This is a genomic window from Alicycliphilus sp. T452, from assembly GCF_054512775.1.
The window spans coordinates 1-22,666 of sequence record NZ_JBTNEH010000029.1 but is presented as its reverse complement, the minus strand read 5'-3'; the positions used below and the strand labels follow the sequence as shown (position 1 = coordinate 22,666).

Sequence of the window (22,666 nt, the reverse complement as noted above, 5' to 3'; positions counted from 1 at the left end):
TGCCGGCCGTTTTGTTTCTGGAAGTTGTACTTCCCCCAAGAGATCCCATCATGAAGCCTGCTGAAGACCGGCCCCGCAAGGTGATACCCATTACTCCTGTTGCAGCGGAGAGCCAGCAGCCCGAGATGGTGTCGCTTTACGAGGCCCAAAAGAAGATCTACCCCCGATCCATCAGCGGTGTGTTCGCGCGCTGGCGCTGGGCGATGGTGTTTCTGACGCAGCTGGTCTTTTATGGCTTGCCGTGGCTGGAATGGGGGGAGCGCCAGATGGTGCTGTTTGACCTCGGAGCACGGCGCTTCTACATCTTCGGCCTGGTGCTGTATCCGCAGGACTTCATCTATCTGACAGGCCTGCTCATCATTTCGGCGCTGTCGTTGTTCCTGTTTACGGCGGTCGCGGGGCGGCTGTGGTGTGGCTTTGCCTGTCCGCAGACGGTTTATACCGAGATATTCATGTGGATCGAGCACAAGATCGAGGGTGATCGCAGTGCTCGCATGCGTCTGGACAATGGGTCGTGGACCTTCGAGAAGATCTGGAAGAAATCGCTCAAGCAGGTGATCTGGGTCGCTGTGGCCTTCTGGACCGGCTTTACGTTCGTCGGTTATTTCGTCCCGATCCGGGAACTCGGCGGCGAACTGCTGATGCTGCATGGCTCCTGGCAGATCTTCTGGGTGCTTTTCTATGGCTTGGCGACCTATGGCAATGCGGGCTATCTGCGTGAACAGGTCTGCAAGTACATGTGCCCCTACGCACGTTTCCAAAGCGCGATGTTCGACAAGGACACGCTGATCGTCACCTACGATCCGGAGCGGGGCGAGCCTCGCGGACCGCGCACCAAGAGCGTTGACTACAAGGCCAAGGGGTTGGGGGACTGTATCGACTGCACATTGTGCGTGCAGGTCTGTCCTACGGGCATCGACATTCGCAATGGCCTGCAATACGAATGCATTGGCTGTGGCCTGTGCGTGGATGCATGCGATACCGTGATGGACAAGATGAAATATCCGCGGGGGCTGATTCGCTTCTCCACGCAGAACGGTGTGAAGAACCATTGGACCCAGTCGCAGATGATCAAGCGCGTGCTGCGTCCGCGCGTGCTGTTTTACACCAGCGTACTGGTTGTGCTCTGCGTCGGGATGCTGGCCAGCCTGGTGGTGCGCACGCCTCTCAAGGTGGACGTGGTGCGCGACCGTGCGGCGCTCTCGCGCATCGTGGCAGGGGGCAAGCTGGAGAATATTTACCGGTTGCAGATCATGAATGCCACCGAAGGGGCCCAGCGTTATGTCATCAGCGCGCGCGGGCTGCAAGGGCTGGAGGTGGCTTCCGAGTCGGAAGTCGATATCGGCCCTGCGGAGTCGCGATGGGTTGCCGTGCGCCTGCAGATCCCCTATGGGTCGGCGCCACCGGGCTCGCACACGGTGTATTTTGATATCCAGTCGCAAGGCGACAAGGGGCAGGTGGCAGAGAAATCTGTATTCCTTGTCCCGCGCTGAGGCCACGGATCCGCACCGAGTTTTTGCATGGCCCCGAAAGGGCACGGAGATCGTAACGATGTCGAAAGATGGATCAATGAACGCAGCCCCCGAGTCGCAGCCGTGGTGGAAGTACGGTCATGTATGGCTGGTGATCGCGGGTCCGGTGATCGTGGTCATTGCCGGTTTTGTCACCCTCTGGCTTGCGCTTTCTCAGCCGGATCCCGTGCTGGCAGAAGACTACTACCAGCGTGGCCTGGATATCAACAAGACGCTGAAGAATACGGACCCTGGCATGACGCCCGCGATGAAGGGGCGCAACCATGCAGCCACGCCAATGCAGGACCAGCCGCGCTGAGGTTCTAAGGGGAATCAGGGGGGCGATTGCACTTTGCTTGCGCAGAACATGGTGCTAGGCTTTGACCCATGACAAGGAGGCAAGAGATGTGGAAGCAGCGGTTGATGTGGGTAGCCTGGCCCGCCTTTCTCATGGCGGGGGTTATGGAAATGGTCGTGTTTGCCTTTGTGGATCCCGAGGCATTGCAGTGGTTTGATCAGCCCGTCAATCTTTCGAGGCAAGGCGTCTACACCGTGGCGTTCTTCGTTTTCTGGATCGTCATCATGGCTTCGAGCGTGCTTACCACGATGTTGTCCTTCTCCCCCTTTGAACTCAACCGCTGCCCTGTACCCGAGGGTGACAGGCCGCTCGACTGCGCCAAATACATGCCCTGACTCATGGGCTTTTGGGGCAATTAGAGGCAGGATTGCTGGCTGTTGACGATGCGCTTCAGAGCGTCGGTGTCCACGATGCGTACGTGGCGTTGCCTGACTTCCACGATACCTTCTTCGACGAACTTGGAGAAGGTGCGGCTCACGGTTTCGAGCTTGAGGCCCAGGTAACTGCCAATTTCCTCGCGTGTCATGCGCAATACCAGTTCCGATTGGGAAAATCCCCGTGCATGCAGGCGCTGCACCAAATTCAGCAGGAAGGCGGCAAGACGCTCCTCGGCCCGCATGCTTCCCAATAGCAGCATGACGCCGTGTTCGCGGACGATCTCGCGGCTCATGATCTTGTGCACATGGTTTTGCAGTGCGGTGACCTCGCGCGAGAGCTCCTCGATGCGGTCGAATGGCATGACGCAAACCTCGGCGTCTTCCAGGGCCACGGCATCGCAGGTGTGCCGGTCGTTCACGATGCCATCCAGACCGATGATTTCTCCGGCCATCTGGAAGCCTGTCACTTGATCGCGTCCATCCTCTGTCGCCACGCAGGTCTTGAAGAAACCCGTGCGAATGGCGAACAGGGAGGTAAATGGTTCGCCGTTGCGGAACAGTGTGCCGCCGCGCTTGACCTTGCGGCGCACGGCGACGACATCATCAATGCGCTTGAGCTGCTGCTCATCCAGCCCCACGGGCATGCACAACTCGCGCAAGTTGCAGTTGGAACAGGCAACTTTGATGGATTGCAGGTTGGAGTGTATGGAAACCCTATTCATGTCGCGAGCTTACATCTGAACGCCGTCGAGGCATGGAATGTCACGGATCGTTCAAAGACTTTGATCCAAAGTCAAATTGTCCCCATCCGGACCGCATGGGTGCTTGATCGGTATCAAGAACGCCCTGGGGACTCTACGGCACAGTACGCCGCAAATGCAAGGAATCCCGTCATGACAGTCGTTACAACCGAGCTCTTGCGTCGCTTTGACGTGCCTGGGCCGCGCTATACCTCCTACCCAACAGCAGACCGTTTCGTGGAGGCATTTGGTGAGAAAGAATACATCCTGGCCTTGCAGCAGCGTCATGTAGGGTCAGCGGCCAAGGCGATGCCCTTGTCTCTTTACGTGCATATTCCGTTTTGCGAATCTTTGTGCTACTACTGCGCCTGCAACAAGATCATTACCAGGCATCCGGAGCGGGCCGAGGTCTATTTGCGCTACCTGAGCCGCGAGATCGACCTGCACACCGCGCACTGCGGCGTGGGGCAGCAGGTGAGCCAGCTGCATTTCGGCGGCGGCACGCCCACCTTCCTGTCCGATGATGGCTTGCGCGAGCTCATGGGCATGCTCAGGCGCAGTTTCGTGCTGGTGCCAGGGGGCGAGTATTCGATCGAAGTGGATCCTCGCACCGTGGATGAGAAGCGGCTCGCCCTGCTGGCGGAGCTGGGCTTCAACCGGCTCAGCTTCGGGGTGCAGGATTTTGACCCCGAAGTGCAGAAGGCGGTGCATCGTATACAGCCTGCCGAGAAGGTGTTTGCACTGGTCGAGAGCGCACGCAAGCTGGGCTTCGAGTCGGTGAACGTGGACCTGATCTATGGCCTGCCGCGCCAGACGCCGGAGTCTTTCGATCGAACCCTGGCACAGGTGGCGCAACTGCGGCCCGACCGCATCGCGCTTTATGCCTACGCACATCTGCCTGAGCGTTTCAAATCGCAACGGCGCATCATTTCGGCAGAGCTGCCCATGGCCTCGGCCAAGGTATCGATGCTGGCGCGCTCCATCGACGCGTTCATGAATGCGGGCTACGTGTACGTGGGCATGGATCACTTCGCACTGCCCGAGGATGCCCTGGCGGTGGCCAAGCGCCAGGGCCGGCTGCACCGCAATTTCCAAGGGTATAGCACCCAGCCGGACTGCGATCTGATAGCGCTCGGCGTCTCCGCCATCGGGCGCGTAGGCGCAACGTACAGCCAGAACGTCAAGACGCTGGACGAATATTACGACGCGATCAACCATGGGCACCTGCCCGTGGTGCGAGGCCTGGCCCTGACCAGGGACGACTTGGTGCGCCGCGCGGTCATCATGGCCTTGATGTGCCAAGGGGAGGTGCTGTTCGAGCCGCTCGAGCAGTCCTGGCTCATCGACTTCCGCCGCTATTTCGAGGCCGAACTGCTGCAGCTCGAAGAAATGGCGGAGCAGGGCCTGGTGAAGATCGGCGCCGAGGGCATCGAGGTCACCGCGATGGGCTGGTTCTTCGTGCGCGGCGTGGCGATGGTGTTCGACAAATACCTGCAGGCAGACCGCAACCGGGCGCGTTTCTCTCGCATCATCTGATCCATGCTGCTGGCTCTGGCTTCGACGGCATTCCTCATGGGCTTGATGGGCGGGACGCATTGCCTGGTCATGTGTGCGGCGCCCTGCGCCGCCTTGACGGGGGCAGGGGTTGCCCCGCGTGGCGGTGAGCAGGTCGTGCGCTGGATGCCGCGGGGATCCGTGGCGCAGCGCACGATGGGGTTCCACCTGGGGCGATTGACCGGGTATGGTGTGGCGGGCGCCCTGGCCGCCTTTGCCATGGAGCGGCTGGCGTGGCTGAGCCAAGGCAGCGCCGTGTTGCGTCCCGTCTGGACCATGTTCCATGTGCTGATCCTCGCCTGGGGTTTGTTGATGATGCTGCAGGTACGCCAGCCTGCGTGGCTGGACGATGCCGGCAGGGCGGTCTGGGGCCGGGTACGGTCTCTGGTATCCCGGCCCGGGGGCCTGTTCGTAACCGGCTGTGCCTGGGCGCTGCTGCCTTGCGGCTTGCTCTACACCGCGTTGCTTACCGCCGCATTGAGCGGCAGTGTCCTGCGTGGAGCCCTGTGCATGGTGCTGTTCGGCGCCGGCAGTGGCGTCTGGCTGGTGGCCGGGCCTGTGGCATGGGGCCGGCTTCGCGCACGCCTCGATGGTGTGGCCAGCACATGGGGGCCCAGGCTGGCGGGTTTGGTGCTTTTCACTCTGGGAGCATGGGCCTTGTGGATGGATGTGGTGCATGGACAGCCCGCACCTTGGTGCTCGCCTTGAGAAATGCCCCGTATTCGTTACCAACAATGTTTGTAACTAATGCGCAACGCTGGTAACCGACCATAATGCTTCGGTAAGATGGGCGCGAGTCGATAGTGGATATGCCCATCCTGCGATCTGAAGTGAACCAATCCGTTCTGATTGATATCGATGCCCTCCGCGTGGGCATGTTCATCCAACTTGAAGTGGGTTGGATGAACCATCCCTTTCCGACGAGCAGCTTCAGAATCTCAACGCATGAGCAGATTCGCGTTTTGCGAGACCTGGGGTTGAAATCCGTACGCCACATCCCGGCCAAGAGCGCAGCCCTGGCGCAAACGCCGTCAGAGGCGCCCGAGCGGATGGCGGGCGTGCAGCCAGACGATGCGGGCGAACCCGCTGCCGAGCGGCCGGGGCGCGACGCCATGACGGATGCCGATGTGCGGGCGATGTACAACGCCACACGGCAACGTTGCAACCAGCGCTACCAAGAGGCCGCCACCGTCTATGAAGCGGTCTGCACCGGGGTGCAGACGGCGCCGCAAAAGATGCGCGAGCAGGCGGAATCTCTGATTCACACGTGCGTTGCACAGTTGTTGGAGCAGGGGCCATGCGCGGTTCATCTGCTGGCCGGCAACCTGGGCCAGCGCTCGGCTGCCCATGCGGTGAACGTGCTGGTGCTGGCCTTGCTGCTTGGGCGCTCGCTCCGCATGGAGGCGGAGGCACTGTGCCTTCTGGGGACGTCGGCCTTGTTGCATGACCTGGGGAAGGTGCTCTTGCCAATTCATATTGCGGAGCCAGGAGCGGCACTCAACCCTTCGGACATGCAGCGCTATCAGGAGCACGTGGGCCTGTCGGTAGATCTGGGTCAGCGCATGGGACTGTCCAGCGATGTGCTGATTGCCATTGCGCAGCACCACGAGATGGCGGATGGCAGTGGGTTCCCGCTGCGCCTCGTTGGCGAGGATCTCAGCCGCTGCGGGCAGATATTGGCGCTTGTCAACCGCTATGACCGCCTGTGCAATCCATTGCACGGAGAGCAGGCATTGACGCCCCACGAGGCCCTTGCCAGGCTCTTCGCGTTGCGGCGCGAGTGCTTCGATGCCACCGTGCTGGGAGCCTTCATCCGCATGATGGGGGTATATCCACCGGGCTCGCTGGTCCAGTTGGAGGATGGCCGTTTCGGGCTGGTGGTCGTGGTGGATGCATTGCATTCCCTGCGCCCCTGCGTCGTGCTGTATGAGCCGGCCGTGCCCAGGGACGAGGCGCCATTGCTCAACCTGGCGCAGACCGATGGATTCGGCATTTTGCGCAGCCTCAAGCCGGCGCAGTTGCCGCGCGACGCCCTCGACTATCTGTTGCCGCAGCCGCGTATCTCCTACTTCTTCGAGCGTGCACTCAGCCCTCAGGATTGCGGGGGCAGCGCGTGACCATCGGCGGGCAACCCTTCGCTGCGATATGGAACGGCATCGATCTGGCCGCGTGGCTGGTGGATGGCCACACGCTGCAGATACGCCATGCCAATGAGGCTGCTGCGCGGCTGGTGGGGCGCAGCGTGGCGGACATGGAGGGCATGCCGGTCCATGGGCTGGTGGCCACGCCCGAAGACCTGGTTTTCTGGGGGCAGTCCCATGCCGGCATCGCCGCCGGCATTCGCTCGCATACCTGGGTGCGCAATATGCACAGCGGTGACCTGGTGCCGGTGGACCGGCGCGTGCTTGCCATCCAGGCGCCCGAAGGCGACCCCGCAGGCCAGTGCCTGCTGCTGACCATGCTGGACCGGTCGGAGCACGAGGCCTCCCGGCTCGAACTGGAAACCCTGTTGTCGGAGTTGCGTGCGACCCTCGATTCGGCGGCCGACGGCGTATTGACCTGCAATCTGCATGGAGAGATCCGCGCCTTCAACCAGCGGCTGGCCCAGATATGGCAGTTGCCGCGCGAACTGCTTCTGCGGCGCGACGATGCCGCGATAAGGGCGCACATGGAAAGCCAGGTGCTCGATGGCGATGCCTATCGTGTCCGCCTGGCCGTGATCGCGCATGAGCCGATGCTGGAGACCACCGACATCTTGCACCTGCGCAATGGCATGACGGTGGAGCAGCGCTCGGTGCCGCAGCTCATCCAGGGGCGCCCTGCCGGACGGGTGTACTCGTTCCGCGACATTTCCCGGCAGACCGAGGTGCAGGCCGGACTGCGCCTGGCGGCGCGGGTGTTCGAGTCGAGCCTGGACGCGATTTTCATCGCCGACGAACGGCATGCCGTGGCCCGCATCAACCCTGGATGTAGGCAACTCCTGGGCGCGTCGGCGCAGGGAGTGGTCGGCCGGCGGGTCACGGCGCTTTTCGCCGCCGCGCAGGGCGATGCCGCATTCATGGCCGAGGTACGGCAGGGCTGGGAGCGGGCGGGCTTCTGGGAAGGTGAATTGCGGCTGCGCCAGGGAGAGGATGGGCATTGCTGCGTGCAGCTGTCATGGGTGGCGCTGCGCGATGATGCGGGAGCCGTTGCGCAGAGCATAGGCTTCATGCGGGATCTTTCCGTGCAGCATGCCGCGCAAAAGCGCATCGAGGAACTGGCCCATAGCGACGCGCTCACGGGACTGCCCAACCGGCTGCCGCTCAACAAGAGGGTGGCAGCGGCCATCGAGGCCGCGCGCAGCCAGGGCGGCGGGTTCGCCATCCTGTTCCTGGACCTCGACCGATTCAAGAATGTCAACGACTCCCTGGGGCATCCCTTCGGGGATCGTGTGCTCAAGCTCGTGGCCGAGCGCCTGCAGGGCTGCTTGCGCCAGTCCGACATGCTGTGCCGCCTCGGAGGCGACGAATTCGTCATCTATCTGCATGATGCGGACGCGGCCGTTGCCGAGAGCGTGGCGCGACGCGTGCAGGAAGAGATGCTGCGTCCCTTCATGCTCGATGAAATGGGGTTTTCCATCCAGTGCAGCATCGGCATATCGTTGTATCCGCAGGATGGGGATGCGCTCGACGACCTCATCAAGCATGCCGATACCGCCATGTACAGGGTCAAGGAGCGCGGTCGGGGCAGCTATGGCTTCTATCAGCCGCAGATGAACGCACACCTGCTGTCGCGCATGAAGATGGAGCATGCCATGCGCCAGGCGCTGGGCCATGGGCACATGGCGGTGCACTACCAGCCACAGGTGGACATGGCGACGGGGCGCATCGTGGGGGCCGAGGCGCTGGTGCGGTGGACGGATCCGGAGTTCGGCGTGGTGTCGCCGGGCACCTTCGTGCCGCTGGCGGAGGAGTCTGGCTACATCGTCACGCTGGGTGCATGGGTGATGGAGCAGGCCGTCAGGGAGGCCGCCCACTGGATGGGCAGCGGCACGCCCCTGGTGGTTTCGGTCAACGTCTCGGCGCTGGAGTTCCGGCAGGCGGGCTTCGTGGAGCGCATCTCTGCATTGCTGGCGCAGTACGGCCTGCCGGCGCGCTGGCTGGAACTGGAGCTGACGGAAACCGTCCTGCTGCAGGATGCCCAGGACATGCAGCAGGTGCTCGATGCCCTGACGCGACTGGGCGTGGGCCTGTCCATCGACGATTTTGGAACAGGGTATTCCAGCCTGGCCTATCTGAAGAAACTGACTATCCACCGGCTGAAGATCGACAAATCCTTCGTGGGCGGCCTGCCGGGCGACGAGGGCGATTGCGCCATTGTCCAGGCCATCGTCAGCATGGGGCGGGCCCTGCGCATCGGCGTGGTCGCGGAAGGGGTGGAGACGCAGGCGCAGCGCAAGGCGCTGCAGGGCATGGGCTGCGATTGCTACCAGGGGTTCCTGTGCGCGCCCGCCATGCCTGCGGCAGATTTTCGCGCCCGGATGGCGGAGCCCATGGCCGGGGCCAAGCGCGTTGCCAAAGCGGCTGTATGCCGCAGTCGCCGCGCCAAACGCTGAATCAAGAGGCGGTGCGCGCGGGAAGACAGGTGTCTGCGAATGCCAGCGGACCGGCATCCTGAACCGGGGGTTCAGGTGGGCGAGGGCAACCAGGCGTTGGGTTCATCTGACGCGAGATGATCACGCTCACCTGGCAATGTACCAAGCCCGTGCTCAATGAGCATTGGTTCAAGGAAATATAAAGCCCGCCAGCATCGCAGACGGTTTCATTGTAATGGCTGTGGCCGGGGCCGGCGGCCGTGGGCCTGCCGGCTACAACAGCCGCCCGTCGTCGCCGAGGGCTTCGTCCAGACGCAGCAGCAACTGCTGTATGCGCAGCTCCTGCGCAGGGGATTGCGAGGCATCCCCGGCACCCGCAGTGGCGGCGGACGTGACGGGCGCTGCGCTGCGCTGGGCCGTGGCAGCGGCCAGTTCGGCCGCTTCGCGGTCGGCGATCTCGAAGGCCAGATTGAGCGCGGCCAGCACGGCGATGCGCTCGCGCGCGCGAACCTTGCCGGCATCGCGGATGCGCGTCATGGCGGTGTCCACGCGCTCCACGGCTTCGAGCAGGCGCGACTCATGGCCGTCGGGGCAGGCCAGCAGATAGCTTTGCTGCAGGATCTGGACCTCGATCTGCTTCATGGCGCGTCTTTCGTCTCGGTGGGGGCTGCGGGAGCGGGTGTGGCAGGCAGGCGGTCGAGCAGCGCATCCACGCGCGCCCTGGCCGCCTGCAGGCGGGACTTCAGGGAGTCGCGCTCCTGCGTGAGCGCCGAGACCTGTTGCGCGAGCAGGGCGTTGGTGCGTTGCAGCTCTGTGTGGCGCAGCAGCAGCCGTTCGACACGCTCGGCGATCTGGTCGAGGGAAGGGGGGTGGTCCATACGCCGCCAATTGTAGGGACCGGCGTGCGATTGGGCATAAAATCGCCTCGTTGGTGCTCGCGGCGTGGTTCACATGCCGCAGTTCAACGGGAAGCAGGGAGGGGGCCTTCGCCATGAAGCACACCCCGAGCCTGCGCTGCCCCCGCAACGGTCAGCGGATGAGTCGCATGCCGGCTCCACTTTCATGCACATGCCACTGGGTGCCTTGAACAAGCGCCTGGGAAGGCCATGAAAGCTGCTCCGCCAGCCCGGATACCGGCCAACATGGTGGTCGTGCGCGCCAAGGCGCGTGCGGCCGTATCACCCAACGCTGGCGGGGAGGCTGGCACGGGTAACTTTGCTGACTCTGGTTCCCTATGATGAATCCGTTCCTTCGCGCTGGCGCATTGCGTCCTTCCGCGCTCGCCCTGGCCGCCCTGGCCGCCTGCGCCGTCCAGGCCCAGGAGGGCGCCGCCCCTGTCCTGAGTGATGTCGTGGTCACGGCCACGCGCACCGCGCAGCCGCTCACCGATGTCCTGGCCGACGTATCCATCGTCGACCGTGAAGCCATCGAGCAAAGCGGAGCCGCTGCCCTGGGCGACGTGCTGGCGCGCCTGCCGGGCATCGAGATGAGCCGCTCCGGCGGCCTGGGCGGCACCACCAGCATGTACGTGCGCGGCGCCGAGACACGCTTCACCGCCGTCTACATCGACGGCGTGCGCGTCGATTCGCAGGCCGGCTCGGGCGGCACGACCTGGGAGGCGATCCCGCTCGCGCAGATCGAGCGCATCGAGGTGCTGCGCGGCCCCGCCGCCGCCATCTACGGCTCCGATGCCGTGGCCGGCGTGGTCCAGATCTTCACCAGGAAGGGCGAGGCCGGCGTGGCGCCCTACGTGGGCGTGGGCGCGGGCACGCACGGCACCTACCGCGCCGAGGCCGGGGTGAGCGGCGCCAGCGGCGCGGTGGATTACGCCCTGGGCATCGCGCGCGAGACCAGCAAGGGCTTCAATGCCAAGAAGGACGGCAACCCCGACCGCGACGACTACCAGGGCACCTCCGCCAGCGGCCGCCTGGGCTGGCAGCTCAATACGGCGCACCGCCTGGAGGGCAACTTCCTCTACAACGACACCGACAGCGGCTACGACGTGAGCAAGACCGCCGACGACCGCAGCCTGCACCGCCTGCAGGGGCTAGGCCTGAACTGGCAGGCGCAGTGGAGCGGCAGCTACAAGACGCGCCTGTCCGTCACCGACTCGCGCGACCGCTACGAGACCAAGCCCTCGGCCTACTTCACCGACACCCGGCAGCGCGGCTACCTGTTCTTCAACGAACTGCGCGTGGGCGCGCACCAGTTCACGGCGGCGCTGGAGCGGCGCGAGGATGAACTGACCAACGCGAGCATCTCCAGCGGCACGCGCGACCGCGCCCAGAACGCGCTGGCGCTGGGCTGGGGCCTGCGCCTGGGCGCGCACACGGTGCAGCTGAACGCGCGCCATGACGAGGACAGCGAGTTCGGCGGCAAGACCACCGGCAGCGCCGCCTACGGCTACGCCTTCACGCCCAACTGGCGGGCCACCGCCTCGGCGGGCACGGCCTTCAAGGCGCCCACGCTGTACCAGCGCTTCAGCATGTATGGCGACGACACGCTGCGCCCAGAGACCAGCCGCAACGTGGAGCTGGGCCTGAAATGGGCCGAGCGCTCGAACAGCTTCTCGGCCACGCTGTACCGCAACAACGTGAGCAACCTGATCGACTGGCAGGGCAACACCGGCACCTGCGCCGGCAACTCCGGCCCCTACCCGGGCTGCTACGCCAACGTGGGCCGGGCGCGCTACGAGGGCCTGACGCTGGCGGGCGCGTACGGCCTGGGCGGCGTGCGGCTGCGCGGCTCGCTCGACCTGCAGAATCCCAAGAACCTCGACACCGGCAGGCAACTGGGCCGCCGTGCCAAGCAGCACGCCGTGCTGGGCGCCGACACGCTTCTCGCGGGCTGGACGCTGGGGGCCGAGGCGCAGATCTCGGGCAAGCGCTACGACAACAACAACGCCAACGCTCCCCGGCTGGGCGGCTACACGCTGTTCAACCTGTACGCCAGCACCCGCGTGGCGCGCGACTACCTCGTCTATGCCCGCCTGGACAACCTGGCCGACAAGAACTACGAGCTGGCGCGCAACTACGCGACGGCGGGCCGCACGTTCTTCGTGGGCGTGAAATGGGCTCCCGCCCACTGAGGCCGGCATGAGCCGCGACGCACGCTGCCCGGCCCTGGTCGTATCGGCCGCCGCCTCGGGGCAGGGCAAGACCACCGTAACGGCCGCCCTGGCGCGCCTGCACGCGCGCCAGGGGCGGCGCGTGCGCGTGTTCAAGTGCGGGCCCGACTACCTCGACCCGTACTGGCACCAGCTCGCCAGCGGCGCGCCGGTGGAGCAGCTCGACCTGTGGATGACCGGCCCCGCCGACTGCGCCGCGCGCCTGCACGCTGCCGCATGCGAGGCCGACCTGATCCTGGTCGAGGGCGTGATGGGCCTGTTCGACGGCGAGGACTGCGTGGCCGACTTGGCGCAGCGCTTCGGCATGCCCGTGCTCGCGGTGGTCGATGCCGGCGCCATGGGCGGCACGCTGGGCGCCATCGTCCACGGCCTGCGCCATTACCGCGAGGGCCTGCCCTGGGTCGGCGTGCTGGCCAACCGCGTGGTGGGCGAGCGCCATGCCGACATGCTGCGCGCCGGCCTGCGCGACGGCGCCGACTGGCTGGGCGCGCTGCCGCGCCTGTCGCTGGACGCGGATGGACGCACGCCGCTGCTGCCCGAGCGCCACCTGGGCCTGGTGAGCGCGCACGAGCTGCCCGACGCGCTGCAGCGCCTGGACGCCGCCGCCGACGCGCTGGCCGCCACGCCGCTGGGCCGGATGGACGCGCAGGACCTGCAGCGCTTCGCCGCTGACTTCCCTGTGCCGCCCGCGTGCGCGCCGGTGCCGCCGCTGCTCGCGGGCCGCACCGTGGCCGTGGCGCGCGATGCGGCGTTCTGCTTCATCTACCCGGGCAACGTGCAGACGCTGCAACAGCTGGGCGCGCGCGTGGCGTTCTTCTCGCCGCTGCAGGATGCCGCGCTGCCGCCGTGCGACGCCGTCTGGCTGCCCGGCGGCTACCCGGAACTGCACGCCGGGGCGCTGGCCGCCAACGGCGCGTTCCAGGCCAGCCTGCGTGCGCACGTGCAGGCGGGCAAGCCGCTGTGGGCCGAGTGCGGCGGCATGATGGCGCTGTGCGAATCCATCATCCTGCACGACGGCCGCACCGTGCCCCTGTGGGGCCTGCTGCCCGGCCGCGTGGCCATGCAGCGGCGCCTGGCCGCGCTGGGGCCGCAGCAGCTGGCGCTGGCGCAGGGCTGCCTGCGCGGGCACACCTTCCACTACTCGGTGTGCGACAGCACGGCTCCTGTCGATGCGCGCACCGCGCGCCCGGGGCAGGGTGCCGCGCCGGGCGAGGGCGAGGCCGTGTACCGCGTGGGCGGCCTGCGGGCGAGCTACTTCCATGCCTGGTTCGCGTCCAGCCCGCGCGCCACGGCGGCCCTGTTCGGCGTGGAGGACGCATGAACGCCATTGCGCGCAGCGAGCTGATCCTGGGCGGCCAGAAAAGCGGCAAGTCGCGCCGCGCCGAGCTGCTCGCGCGCCAGTGGCTGGCGCAGTCGCCCGCGCACCGCGCGCTGCTCGTCGCCACCGGCCAGCCGTGGGACGACGAGATGCGCGCGCGCATCGCGCGCCACCAGCGCGAACGCGCCCAGCGCGTGCCGGGCCTGGCGACCGTGGAGGAACCGCGCGACCTGGCCGCCGCGCTCGCGCGCCACGGCGCGCCCGGCACGCTGCTCGTCATCGACTGCCTGACCCTGTGGCTCACCAACTGGCTCATGCCCGCCAGCGCGCCGGAATATGAGCCAAATCAGCCTCCAGGGCAGGACTGGCAAGCGCAGGCAGCTCTTTTTCTGGAAGCAATCCGGCAGACCCCCGGGCCCGTGGTACTGGTGGGCAACGAAATCGGCCTGGGCGTCATACCGCTGGGGCGCGAGGTGCGCGCCTTCGTCGATGCGCTGGGCACGCTCAACCAGCAGGCGGCCCAGGCCTGCGCGCGCGTTACGCTGATGGCCGCCGGATTGCCGCTATTCCTCAAGAACCCATGAAACCCACACCCGTGCGCCGCATCCTCTGGGTGCTTGCCATCCTCGTCCTGCTGGGCCTGCTCATGGCCGGCCTGGCGCAGGCGCAGCCCATACAGATCACCGACGACCGGGGCAAGGTGCTGCGCTTCGATGCGCCGCCGCGGCGCATCGTGAGCCTGCTGCCCTCGCTGACCGAGAGCGTATGCGAGCTGCAGCACTGCGAGCGCCTGGTGGGCGTGGACCGCTACTCCAACTGGCCCGGCTTCGTGCGCACGCTGCCGCAGGTGGGCGGCGGGCTCGATCCCAACATCGAGGCCGTCGTCGCGCTGCGGCCCGACGTGGTGCTGCTGTCGGTCAGCAGCCGCGTGAGCGACCGCCTGGAGGCGCTGGGCCTGAAGGTCGCGGCGCTGGAGCCCAAGAACCATGCCGACGTGCGCCGCGTGCTCGGCGTGGTGGGCGACCTGCTGGGCGTGCCGCCGCAGCAGGGCGCGCAGCGCGTGTGGCGCGAGATCGACGCCGCCGTGTCGGCCGCGGCGCAGTCGCTGCCCGCGCGCGCGCGCGGCGTGCGCGTGTACTTCGAGGTCAGCCGCGGCCCGTACGCGGCGGGCGGCTCCTCGTTCATCGGCGAGACCCTGGCGCGCATGGGCGTGCGCAACGTGGTGTCCGACGCGCTGGGGCCGTTCCCGCGCCTGAGCCCCGAATTCGTGCTGCGCGCGCAGCCCGACCTGGTCATGATCTCCAACCGCACGGGGCAGCCGCAGGCGCTGTACCCGGGCTGGCAGAACATGGCCGCCGTGAAGGCCGGGCGGCTGTGCGAGTTCGGCCCCGAGCAGTCCGACGTGCTGATCCGCCCCGGCCCGCGCATGGCCGAGGCCGCGCGCATCATGGCCGGCTGCCTGTCGGAGAAATTCCCATGAGCGCCGTGATGCCCCCTGCGACGCTGGCCGCCGCCCCGGCCGCAGGCCAGCGCCGCGCGCTGTGGCTGGCGCTGTGGCTGCTGCTGGCCAGCGGCGCCCTGCTGGTGCTGGGCGCCAGCGTGGGCAGCACGGGCTTCGACAGCGTGCTGCACGCGGGCCAGGACCCGCTGGCGCGCCAGATCGTGTGGGACATCCGCCTGCCGCGCACCCTGGGCGCGTGGCTGGCGGGCGCGCTGCTGGGGCTGGCGGGCGCCATTGCGCAGGGGCTGTTCCGCAACCCGCTGGCCGACCCGTACCTGCTGGGCAGCGCATCGGGCGCGGCGCTGGGCGGCGCCGTGGCCATGGCCATGCTGGGCGTGTCGCCCACCACCGCGAGCTGGCTCGCGGGCCTGGGCGTCACCGGCGCGGCCTTCATCGGCGCGGCCGGGGCCGTGCTGCTCACCCTGGTGCTGGCGCGCGGCGTGCAGCACACGCTGCGCCTGCTGCTGGCGGGCGTGATCGTGGGCGTGGTGCTCAGCGCCGCGCGCGACCTGATCCAGGTGGCCAAGCCGCAGATCCTCGAATCCATGCAGGTCTTCACCATGGGCAGCTCGGCCTTCGTCGGCTGGCAGGCCTGCGTCCTGATGGCGGGCAGCTGGCTGCTCTGCGCGGGCGCGGCCTGGGCGCTGTCGCGCCTGCTCGACGGTCTGATGCTGGGCGAGGCCACCGCCGCCAGCCTGGGCCTGCCGCTGGCGCCCATGCGCGCGGGCCTGGTGCTGGCCATGGCGCTGGCCACCGGCACGGCGGTGGCGCACACCGGGCTTATCGCCTTCGTGGGGCTGGCGGCGCCGCACCTGGTGCGCTCCATCGTGCGCGTCACGCACCAGCGGCACGTGTGGCTGTCCAGCCTGATGGGCGCGGTGCTGCTGCTGGCGGCCGACATCCTGGCGCGCTGGCTCATCGCGCCGCAGGAGCTGCCCGTGGGCGTGCTCACCGCGGCGCTGGGCGGCAGCTACCTGCTGTGGCTCATGCACCGGCGCACGCTGGCGGTTTCACTATGAAAAAAATAGCTGTCAGCGCCCGCCAGATAAGCGCCAGCATGCAAAACCATGCCATATTGCACGGCATAGACCTGGATCTGCCGCAGGGCCGCTGGACCAGCGTGGTCGGCCCCAACGGCGCGGGCAAGTCCACGCTGCTCAAGGCGCTGGCCGGCCTGCTGCGCCACGCGCGCGTGCAGGGCCAGGTGGCGCTGCTGGGCCGTCCGCTGGCGGACATTCCGGCGCGCGAGCGTGCGCGCCAGCTCGCCTGGATGGGCCAGAACGAATCCGCCGCCGAAGACCTGCCCGCCTACGACATCGCCATGCTGGGCCGCCTGCCGCACCGCCCGTGGATGGCGCCGCCCTCCGGCGCCGACCACGCCGCCGTGCAGGCTGCGCTGCGCACCACCCAGGCCTGGGACTGGCGCGACCGGCCGCTGTCGCAGCTCTCGGGTGGCGAGCGCCAGCGCGTGCTGCTGGCGCGCGCGCTGGCGGTGCAGGCGCGCGTCACCTTCATGGACGAGCCGCTGGCCAACCTCGACCCGCCGCACCAGACCGACTGGCTGCACACCGTGCGCAGCTTGGTGGCCGCGGGCGGCACCGTGGTCAGCGTGCTGCACGAAATCTCCATCGCGCTGCAGGCCGACGACATGCTCATCATGGCCGCGGGCCGCATCGCGCACCACGGGCCCTGCCAGGACGGCGCCACCCACGCCGCTCTGGAGCAGGTGTTCGAGCGCCGCATCCAGGTGCGCCAGATCGACGGTATGTGGATGGCGCTGCCGCGCGTCTGACCCTTTTTCAGAAAGCTTCTTCCATGCAGATCGAAACCCCACCCTCCGACAAGCCCTACGACAAGGCCGAGGGCGAGCGCCGCGGCCTCGTCATCGTCAACACCGGCGACGGCAAGGGCAAGAGCACGGCGGCCTTCGGCCTGGCGTTCCGCGCCACGGGCCGGGGCAAGGCCGTGAAGGTGTACCAGTTCATGAAGGTGCCCAGCGCGCGCTTCGGCGAGCACCGCCTGGCCGAGCAGGTGGGCCTGCCCGTCGAGGGCCTGGGCGACGGCTTTTCCTGGAAAAGCAAGGACCTGGACCACTCCGCCCAGCTCGCGCGCGACGGCTGGGCCAGGGCCCGCGCGGACATCCTCTCGGGCGAGTACTTCCTGGTGGTGCTCGACGAGATCACCTACCCGCTGATCTACGGCTGGCTGCCGCTGCAGGAGGTGCTCGACACCCTGGCCGCGCGCCCGAAGGACGTGCACGTGTGCCTCACGGGCCGCCGCTGCCCGCAGGAGATCGTCGACGTGGCCGACACGGTGACCGAGATGAAGCTTGTCAAGCATGCCTTCCAGGCCGGCGTGCCCGCGCAGCGCGGCATCGAGGATTGAATTTTGATAGCTGGTGGCGCTTGCTGAGCAAGGGCTAGAGCCGTTTTTCGCTGAAAACCGGTACGCATAGAATGGAGCGCCTCGCCACCCGTCCAGGAACCGCGCCATGCCTCTGCTGTACTGCCACCTGCCCACGCCGCTGGGAGAGATGCTGGCCATCGCCAGCGGCCAGGGCCTGTGCCTGCTCGAATTCGTCGGCCAGAAGGGCGTGGGGCGCGAGCAGGCCCAGGTCGAGGCGGCGCGCGGCGGCCCGGCGCGCGAGGGCATGAACGCCATCCTGGAGCAGACCCGCGCCGAGCTGGCCGGGTATTTCGCCGGGCAGCGCCAGGCGTTCGGCGTGCCGCTGGACCTGGTCGGCACGCCGTTCCAGAACGATGCCTGGCGGGCCCTGTGCGCCATTCCCTACGGCCAGACGCGCAGCTACGCTGAACAGGCCCGCGCCATCGGCCGCCCCACGGCCACGCGCGCGGTGGCGGCGGCCAACGGGCAGAACAAGGTCTCGATCATCGTGCCCTGCCACCGCGTGATCGGCAGCGACGGCAGCCTCACCGGCTTCGGCGGCGGCCTGCCGCGCAAGCAGGCGCTGCTGGCGCTGGAGGGCGGGGGAATGCTGTTTTAGCTCTTGCGCTGCAGCAGCCGGACATGCATGGGGCGCACGAAGCGCGCGCCCTGCGGCGTGCAGTGGGGCGCGAAGGCCGCCGCCACGCGCGCCTGCAGGGCGTCGTCGATGCGGTGGTCGGCGAAGGTCGGGCGCATCATGCGCCGCTCGAAATCGGCGAAGTCGCTGAACTCCACGGGCATGTCGAAGCGCCGCTGCGCCGCCTCGCGCCAGGGCCCGGCGCTGGCGGCCAGCGCGCGGTCCACGGCCGCCTGCGCGGCGGCGCGCACCACGCCCTCGTCGTTGTACAGCCGCGTGACCTCATTGAGCGGCCCGGCGAAGACGGGCTCGGACACGTACAGATACCCGCCGGGGCGCAAGACCCGCGCCACCTCGGCCAGCGCCCGGTCCATGGCATCCAGCGGCACGTGGTGCAGCGACTTGAGCATCAGCGCCAGGTCGAACTGCGCGTCCTCGCAGGGAATGTCCTGCGCGCCGGCGGCCATGAAGCGCATGCCGGCGGGCGGGTCCTGCAGGTTGCGCGCGTGCTGGATGGCGTCCACCTCCAGCCCCAGGTAGCGCAGGCCGGGCCAGCGCTGCAGCATCTGCCGCGCCATGCGCGCCGCGCCGCAGCCCAGCTCGATGACCTGCGGGCCGGGCGCGGGCACCAGTTCGGCGAGGATGTCGATTTCGTCGTTGACCAGGCGTGTCATGGCGCGAAAGGGGGGGATGGCGGAGACTGTGAGAAATTTACTCACTGTTCCACAAGCTCAATTAAATCAATGACTTAGGTGTGGTCGTGTTTCGAATTATGGCACACCCAGATGGCGCACGTTTGAACGCTTCTAACGTTCAACGTGAGGGTCTTGCTGATGCCGCATGTGCGCTCTTTGGTGCTCAGTGGAGCGAGTCACTGCGAGCTGGCTGCACGAGCCCTCTTATGCCGTGAAGAGCGGGTAACGGCCCTTGCACGACTGGTATTACCGGACCTGAAAGAACAGAGTTCTGTACCCAAAAATCTATTTTTAAATGATTTCTCGTTTAAAAACACATTTTTCGATGTTGTATTTTTTAAAAAGTCAACTTTCCTGTTGATATTTTTGGCGACATCTTTAAAATGACTTCACAAGACATCAAAACCAATCGAACTTGATCCGATCCCGTGTCAATAGAGGCTCGGGACAGATTGGAGAAATGATGCTTGAATATCACGATGAATTTAATAAGCTGACACCCGCAGAACAAACTGGCCGCCGCATAGCTATCTTCCATGAGTTTGAGTTTGATGTAGATTTGACATGGGAGAGTTGCAGTGCAAAGTCGATACTACAAGCTGTAACTCAGTCTTTGCATTGGCCTTCAATCAGTCGGCAACTGGAGGCGCAGAAAATCGACGAACTCGAGTGTTTACAAGGCATTCAGTTTTGGTTAGACATGCGCGTAGATGCCGAACCTTGGGCTGAAAAATTGGCGCTCCGGTGCTTCGAGTGTTACAAGGGTGATGTCGATTCTATGGCGACTGACCAGAACCGTGTCGATTGCTGGATAAATGCTGAGAGTGAAGAGGACGAGGAACTTTGGAATGTTCGATGCAAGAATCCACTTTTCTATGGTGAAATCTGTTTCGAATTGCAAAGAAATCTTTACAGGATGGTTCGGAAAGCTCAGTGCAGGCCTTCCGATAATAACGCCTTAATGAGAAAAGCCCCATCCAGAATTATCTGAATGAGGCTCTAATATCTCATTTGGCGGAGAGCCAGGGATTCGAACCCTGGAACCCTTGCGGGTTGCCGGTTTTCAAGACCGGTGCAATCGACCACTCTGCCAGCTCTCCGAAGCGGCGATTGTATCTGCTGCGGCGTGGATCTTGAGTTCTTATGACCAGCGGACGACCTGACCTTCATCACTTTGGGGCGCTGGCGCTGGCAAATTGGTGTTGTGAAACGCTGGTGACTACACGTTGTGCACGGGGGAGAGGGCTCAACACCCCGCGACCGTGCACAACGGCACCGAGCGGGAAGTTCAAAGGTGCAGCGCCGGGTGGTACGACGGGAGGCGCGAACGGGGGCGGATGCTGTCTGCGCCTAAGTCCAGTCGTGCAGCGGCGAACAGCATTCGTCCGCAGCGCCCTAAGCGACGGGCTGGCTCCAACGTCCAGAAATCGCATGGGCAAACCACGGCCCCCTACGATCTTCGTGGGTAGGGGGGTGTTTTGCCCATCGCTCAAGACTTCACCAACATCCAGTAACGGACTTCAAGGTGTTCATGCGCTCGGAGAAGATGCTGTGTGGGCGCTGGCCTCGATGAGTGGTACTGAATAAATAAATACAAGAGCTGTATTTGATCTAGCCAATCTGGCGTCTATGAACCACATCATCATGACCAATCAAATCGTTTTTGAATCACAGGAGCAGCACTTGGCGCATCACATTGGGTCCGTCCCGGACGTCCTCCACGCCGACGCATTGACTCAGGACCTGAGCGGCCACGTCCTGACATCACCCAGTGCTGAGCTGGCGGGGTATATGAGTGCCATGGAGGACGTGGACGCGGCCCTCTTAGCGGACATTGCCTCCGCGCGCTGTGCACTCTATCCGCTGGCATTTACCCACAGCGAAGCAGCCATTCGCTCATCCGAAGTCGGCGCACTGGTGGGCGTCGTCAAGCACATGTCAGAAGAAATGAGCTGGCCACGGCCTATTTGCCATGCAGCGCTCGTTTCAACCGAAGATATCAACGGAGTGGTGCGGCCCTACATTGCGCCGCAAGGACGGCCACCCTACGCAGCCAGTGACGATTCATTGGTGGTTATCCTGCCGCAGGAGCTGGGTAACTTGGAAATGCTGGAAGCTCTGGCTGGCAGCACACCAGGGGCATTCAACCATTTGGATGTGAGTTGCCAGGCAAACACCGCCTACTTGGGCTGGGTGGCACGCAGAGATGCTGACCAGCATGCGACGGAGGTGTGGCTACAGCTTGACCGCCATATCGGGAGGCTTGTGGATTCCGCGTGCAACGAAGGGAGACTTATCCCCATTGCATGGGTGGGAGTCAGTCATGTTGTGGTGGGAGGTTGGGCGCCAAACCTGTACGCGGCCCTGCACTGCTCATTGGCAAAGATGATTGAAGAAGACCATGATGCAACCGTAGAGTTTGGACCAACCGAGTTGTGCCATGCCGCCGAGGCAGCAGCGGCCATCGGACCAAAGCCTTGGCAGCATGATATTTGGCCCGAGACTGAGTACTCCTCGGTTGTGCAGGCCGAAATTGTCGATTTCCGGTCTTCGTGATCGGCAGTTGCGAGGGCCCCTCGGGGCCCTCATTTCATTGCTGCAAGTGCGGAAGCATGACATCCAACCAGAGATTTCCATGAACCCGCTCGCCAGGCACCAAGCTGGGAGAGACCGGCAGCAAGGTCACATCCACCAGCTGCAACTGGCTCTCAGTCAGTTCCCCCGCACGAAAAGCCTTGAGAAACGTGCCCGCCAGGTGGCGCAAGGCATCGGTGTTCGTTGAGACCACATGGACCTTGCGCAACCAGTGCTCGGGGGCCAACTGCGTCATTGCTTCTTGGTCCAGGTGCTGAGCACAAAACCGGACGATTGCCTCGCGCCCTTTCGCAGCTTTCCAACTGTTCTCTACCTCCAAAAACGAGGCGTCGCCTCCCTCGTAGAGGATGAGACCATCCGAAACCTTTCCACCGAGAACGCGAACCGCAGCTCGGTCGGTGGCAATCTCATGCTCTGTGACGACTTCGCAGCCTTGCTGGATGGCGTCGATTAACACCCAGTTCGAGCAGGCTCGGTGCACCGCGTTGCCCAGCGTCATGCTCTGGCCGCTCGCAGCCTCGGCGCCTGTCATCTCTCGCAGCAAGCGTGCCCCCTTGGCTGAGAGCAGGAATGCGTCGGTGCCTGCGCCTGGGAGCGCACGCTTGATGACGAGGCCATCCTCCTGCATGGCCTTCAACGTACGGCGAGCCATTTGCCAGCCCTGCGCGGCCGATGCCCAACCCAGAGCAGCCGCCATGCGTGAAGTTAGCCATCCGAACCGGTATATCCAGTGCAGCAGGTTTGTACGGGAGCGCTCGCCAATCAGGCGTTTGTCGAGCGGAAGTTCGCCCACGTCGTCGCTTGGCGTCGGCTCCATGGCGGCCAGCTCGAAATGGGTCATTGTTGTGTCGTTCATTGGTAGCTCCTTGTGTTGTTGCATGAACACACCCTTGTGTTCATGCAACGTGTAGCTACGTACACCTCACGACACCCGTCGGATCAGACGCCTGATCCGACTCAATCGAGAAGACCGCCTATCGCCCCCTTTCCGCCTCTGGACGAGGCGCCGGTGTCTGCGTGCCTAGGAGCACCCCACGGCTCAATACCGCGCCCCCTTGTCCTCTTCGAGGCCGGGGCAAGGGGGGAAATCCGTTTTCGGTGGCAACACATGCCCCCGATAACGCGTGGCTGGACGCCACGGCCTGCGGCTCTTTCCCCCCTTGCCCCGTGTCACCGACCGGCATATTGGATCCACTCCATGATCGGCATATAGGCGCCACCCGCTGACCGGCGTAATGGAGCCAGGGCGTGATCGCCGTATTGGAGCCAGTCTCGGATCGGCGTAATGAGGCCAC

General features: G+C 65.3%; 23 protein-coding genes, 1 tRNA gene and 1 riboswitch. Of the genes, 18 read left to right on the top strand and 6 right to left on the bottom strand.

The features are described from left to right. Positions 1-50: 50 nt before the first annotated feature. The 3 genes from ccoG to ACX12L_RS19840 all read left to right on the top strand — a co-directional run bounded on the left by ccoG (position 51) and on the right by ACX12L_RS19840 (position 2,204). On the top strand, positions 51-1,493 hold the full coding sequence (gene ccoG, locus ACX12L_RS19850; protein ID WP_459264162.1) for a cytochrome c oxidase accessory protein CcoG: 1,443 nt from the start codon (positions 51-53) through the stop codon (positions 1,491-1,493). Between the two features lie 76 nt (positions 1,494-1,569). Further along, on the top strand, positions 1,570-1,830 hold the full coding sequence (locus ACX12L_RS19845; protein ID WP_459264161.1) for a FixH family protein: 261 nt from the start codon (positions 1,570-1,572) through the stop codon (positions 1,828-1,830). Positions 1,831-1,916: 86 nt separating this feature from the next. Further along, positions 1,917-2,204, top strand: a complete 288-nt coding sequence (locus tag ACX12L_RS19840) for a hypothetical protein (protein ID WP_459264160.1) — start codon at positions 1,917-1,919, stop codon at positions 2,202-2,204. Between the two features lie 20 nt (positions 2,205-2,224). Here the strand turns inward: ACX12L_RS19840 and fnr are convergent, their stop codons facing one another. Beyond that, positions 2,225-2,968 carry a fumarate/nitrate reduction transcriptional regulator Fnr gene (fnr, locus tag ACX12L_RS19835; RefSeq protein ID WP_459264159.1) on the bottom strand — a complete coding sequence of 248 codons (744 nt, stop codon included), beginning with the start codon at positions 2,966-2,968 and terminating at the stop codon, positions 2,225-2,227. 171 nt (positions 2,969-3,139) lie between these two features. On the opposite strand from fnr, the gene hemN reads away from it, so the two are divergent. The 4 genes from hemN (at position 3,140) to ACX12L_RS19815 (ending at position 9,134) form a co-directional block, all read left to right on the top strand. Next, positions 3,140-4,522 carry an oxygen-independent coproporphyrinogen III oxidase gene (gene hemN, locus ACX12L_RS19830; protein WP_459264188.1) on the top strand — a complete coding sequence of 461 codons (1,383 nt, stop codon included), beginning with the start codon at positions 3,140-3,142 and terminating at the stop codon, positions 4,520-4,522. A 3-nt stretch (positions 4,523-4,525) separates the two neighbouring features. Beyond that, positions 4,526-5,248: a sulfite exporter TauE/SafE family protein gene (locus tag ACX12L_RS19825; protein WP_459264158.1), complete on the top strand. Its 723-nt coding sequence runs from the start codon at positions 4,526-4,528 to the stop codon at positions 5,246-5,248. A 101-nt stretch (positions 5,249-5,349) separates the two neighbouring features. Beyond that, positions 5,350-6,657 carry an HD-GYP domain-containing protein gene (locus tag ACX12L_RS19820; protein ID WP_459264157.1) on the top strand — a complete coding sequence of 436 codons (1,308 nt, stop codon included), beginning with the start codon at positions 5,350-5,352 and terminating at the stop codon, positions 6,655-6,657. Beyond that, the gene (locus tag ACX12L_RS19815) at positions 6,654-9,134 is read left to right on the top strand and encodes a sensor domain-containing protein (RefSeq protein WP_459264156.1); all 2,481 of its coding nucleotides are present in this window, start codon (positions 6,654-6,656) and stop codon (positions 9,132-9,134) included. The genes ACX12L_RS19820 and ACX12L_RS19815 overlap by 4 nt, the downstream gene beginning before the upstream one ends. A 252-nt stretch (positions 9,135-9,386) precedes the next feature. Here the strand turns inward: ACX12L_RS19815 and ACX12L_RS19810 are convergent, their stop codons facing one another. Further along, positions 9,387-9,755: a cell division protein ZapA gene (locus tag ACX12L_RS19810; protein WP_459264155.1), complete on the bottom strand. Its 369-nt coding sequence runs from the start codon at positions 9,753-9,755 to the stop codon at positions 9,387-9,389. Beyond that, positions 9,752-9,991, bottom strand: coding sequence for a DUF904 domain-containing protein (locus ACX12L_RS19805; protein WP_459264154.1), 240 nt, complete (start codon positions 9,989-9,991; stop codon positions 9,752-9,754). The genes ACX12L_RS19810 and ACX12L_RS19805 overlap by 4 nt, the downstream gene beginning before the upstream one ends. A gap of 34 nt (positions 9,992-10,025) precedes the next feature. Continuing rightward, positions 10,026-10,269, top strand: a riboswitch (cobalamin riboswitch). Positions 10,270-10,350: 81 nt separating this feature from the next. Here ACX12L_RS19805 and ACX12L_RS19800 point away from each other — a divergent pair. From ACX12L_RS19800 to ACX12L_RS19765, 8 genes are all read left to right on the top strand, one after another. Next, the gene (locus tag ACX12L_RS19800) at positions 10,351-12,201 is read left to right on the top strand and encodes a TonB-dependent receptor domain-containing protein (protein ID WP_459264153.1); all 1,851 of its coding nucleotides are present in this window, start codon (positions 10,351-10,353) and stop codon (positions 12,199-12,201) included. 7 nt (positions 12,202-12,208) lie between these two features. Beyond that, a complete protein-coding gene (locus ACX12L_RS19795; RefSeq protein ID WP_459264152.1) occupies positions 12,209-13,561 on the top strand; it encodes a cobyrinate a,c-diamide synthase in 1,353 nt (450 codons plus the stop codon). Further along, positions 13,558-14,142 carry a bifunctional adenosylcobinamide kinase/adenosylcobinamide-phosphate guanylyltransferase gene (locus tag ACX12L_RS19790; protein ID WP_459264151.1) on the top strand — a complete coding sequence of 195 codons (585 nt, stop codon included), beginning with the start codon at positions 13,558-13,560 and terminating at the stop codon, positions 14,140-14,142. The genes ACX12L_RS19795 and ACX12L_RS19790 overlap by 4 nt, the downstream gene beginning before the upstream one ends. Then, the gene (locus ACX12L_RS19785) at positions 14,139-15,038 is read left to right on the top strand and encodes an ABC transporter substrate-binding protein (RefSeq protein WP_459264150.1); all 900 of its coding nucleotides are present in this window, start codon (positions 14,139-14,141) and stop codon (positions 15,036-15,038) included. Before ACX12L_RS19790 ends, ACX12L_RS19785 begins: the two co-directional genes overlap by 4 nt. Further along, a complete protein-coding gene (locus ACX12L_RS19780) occupies positions 15,035-16,078 on the top strand; it encodes a FecCD family ABC transporter permease (protein WP_459264149.1) in 1,044 nt (347 codons plus the stop codon). The genes ACX12L_RS19785 and ACX12L_RS19780 overlap by 4 nt, the downstream gene beginning before the upstream one ends. Then, positions 16,075-16,851 (top strand): ABC transporter ATP-binding protein, encoded by a 777-nt coding sequence (locus ACX12L_RS19775; RefSeq protein WP_459264148.1) that lies wholly within the window; start codon positions 16,075-16,077, stop codon positions 16,849-16,851. The genes ACX12L_RS19780 and ACX12L_RS19775 overlap by 4 nt, the downstream gene beginning before the upstream one ends. Positions 16,852-16,874: 23 nt before the next feature. Continuing rightward, the gene (cobO, locus tag ACX12L_RS19770; RefSeq protein ID WP_459264147.1) at positions 16,875-17,444 is read left to right on the top strand and encodes a cob(I)yrinic acid a,c-diamide adenosyltransferase; all 570 of its coding nucleotides are present in this window, start codon (positions 16,875-16,877) and stop codon (positions 17,442-17,444) included. A gap of 106 nt (positions 17,445-17,550) precedes the next feature. Beyond that, entirely contained in the window at positions 17,551-18,063 is a 513-nt protein-coding gene (locus tag ACX12L_RS19765; protein ID WP_459264146.1) for a methylated-DNA--[protein]-cysteine S-methyltransferase, read from the top strand. Here ACX12L_RS19765 and ACX12L_RS19760 read toward each other — a convergent pair. Then, on the bottom strand, positions 18,060-18,755 hold the full coding sequence (locus ACX12L_RS19760; protein ID WP_459264145.1) for a class I SAM-dependent methyltransferase: 696 nt from the start codon (positions 18,753-18,755) through the stop codon (positions 18,060-18,062). The genes ACX12L_RS19765 and ACX12L_RS19760 overlap by 4 nt on opposite strands. Positions 18,756-18,908: 153 nt before the next feature. On the opposite strand from ACX12L_RS19760, the gene ACX12L_RS19755 reads away from it, so the two are divergent. Next, positions 18,909-19,163: a hypothetical protein gene (locus ACX12L_RS19755; protein ID WP_459264144.1), complete on the top strand. Its 255-nt coding sequence runs from the start codon at positions 18,909-18,911 to the stop codon at positions 19,161-19,163. 76 nt (positions 19,164-19,239) lie between these two features. After that, positions 19,240-19,767 (top strand): hypothetical protein, encoded by a 528-nt coding sequence (locus tag ACX12L_RS19750; protein WP_459264143.1) that lies wholly within the window; start codon positions 19,240-19,242, stop codon positions 19,765-19,767. Between the two features lie 21 nt (positions 19,768-19,788). Here ACX12L_RS19750 and ACX12L_RS19745 read toward each other — a convergent pair. Further along, positions 19,789-19,876, bottom strand: a tRNA-Ser gene (locus ACX12L_RS19745). A 529-nt stretch (positions 19,877-20,405) separates the two neighbouring features. On the opposite strand from ACX12L_RS19745, the gene ACX12L_RS19740 reads away from it, so the two are divergent. Next, positions 20,406-21,332, top strand: coding sequence for a hypothetical protein (locus ACX12L_RS19740; RefSeq protein WP_459264142.1), 927 nt, complete (start codon positions 20,406-20,408; stop codon positions 21,330-21,332). A 34-nt stretch (positions 21,333-21,366) separates the two neighbouring features. Here ACX12L_RS19740 and ACX12L_RS19735 read toward each other — a convergent pair whose 3' ends face one another. Then, entirely contained in the window at positions 21,367-22,251 is an 885-nt protein-coding gene (locus ACX12L_RS19735; protein WP_459264141.1) for a hypothetical protein, read from the bottom strand. Positions 22,252-22,666: the final 415 nt, after the last annotated feature.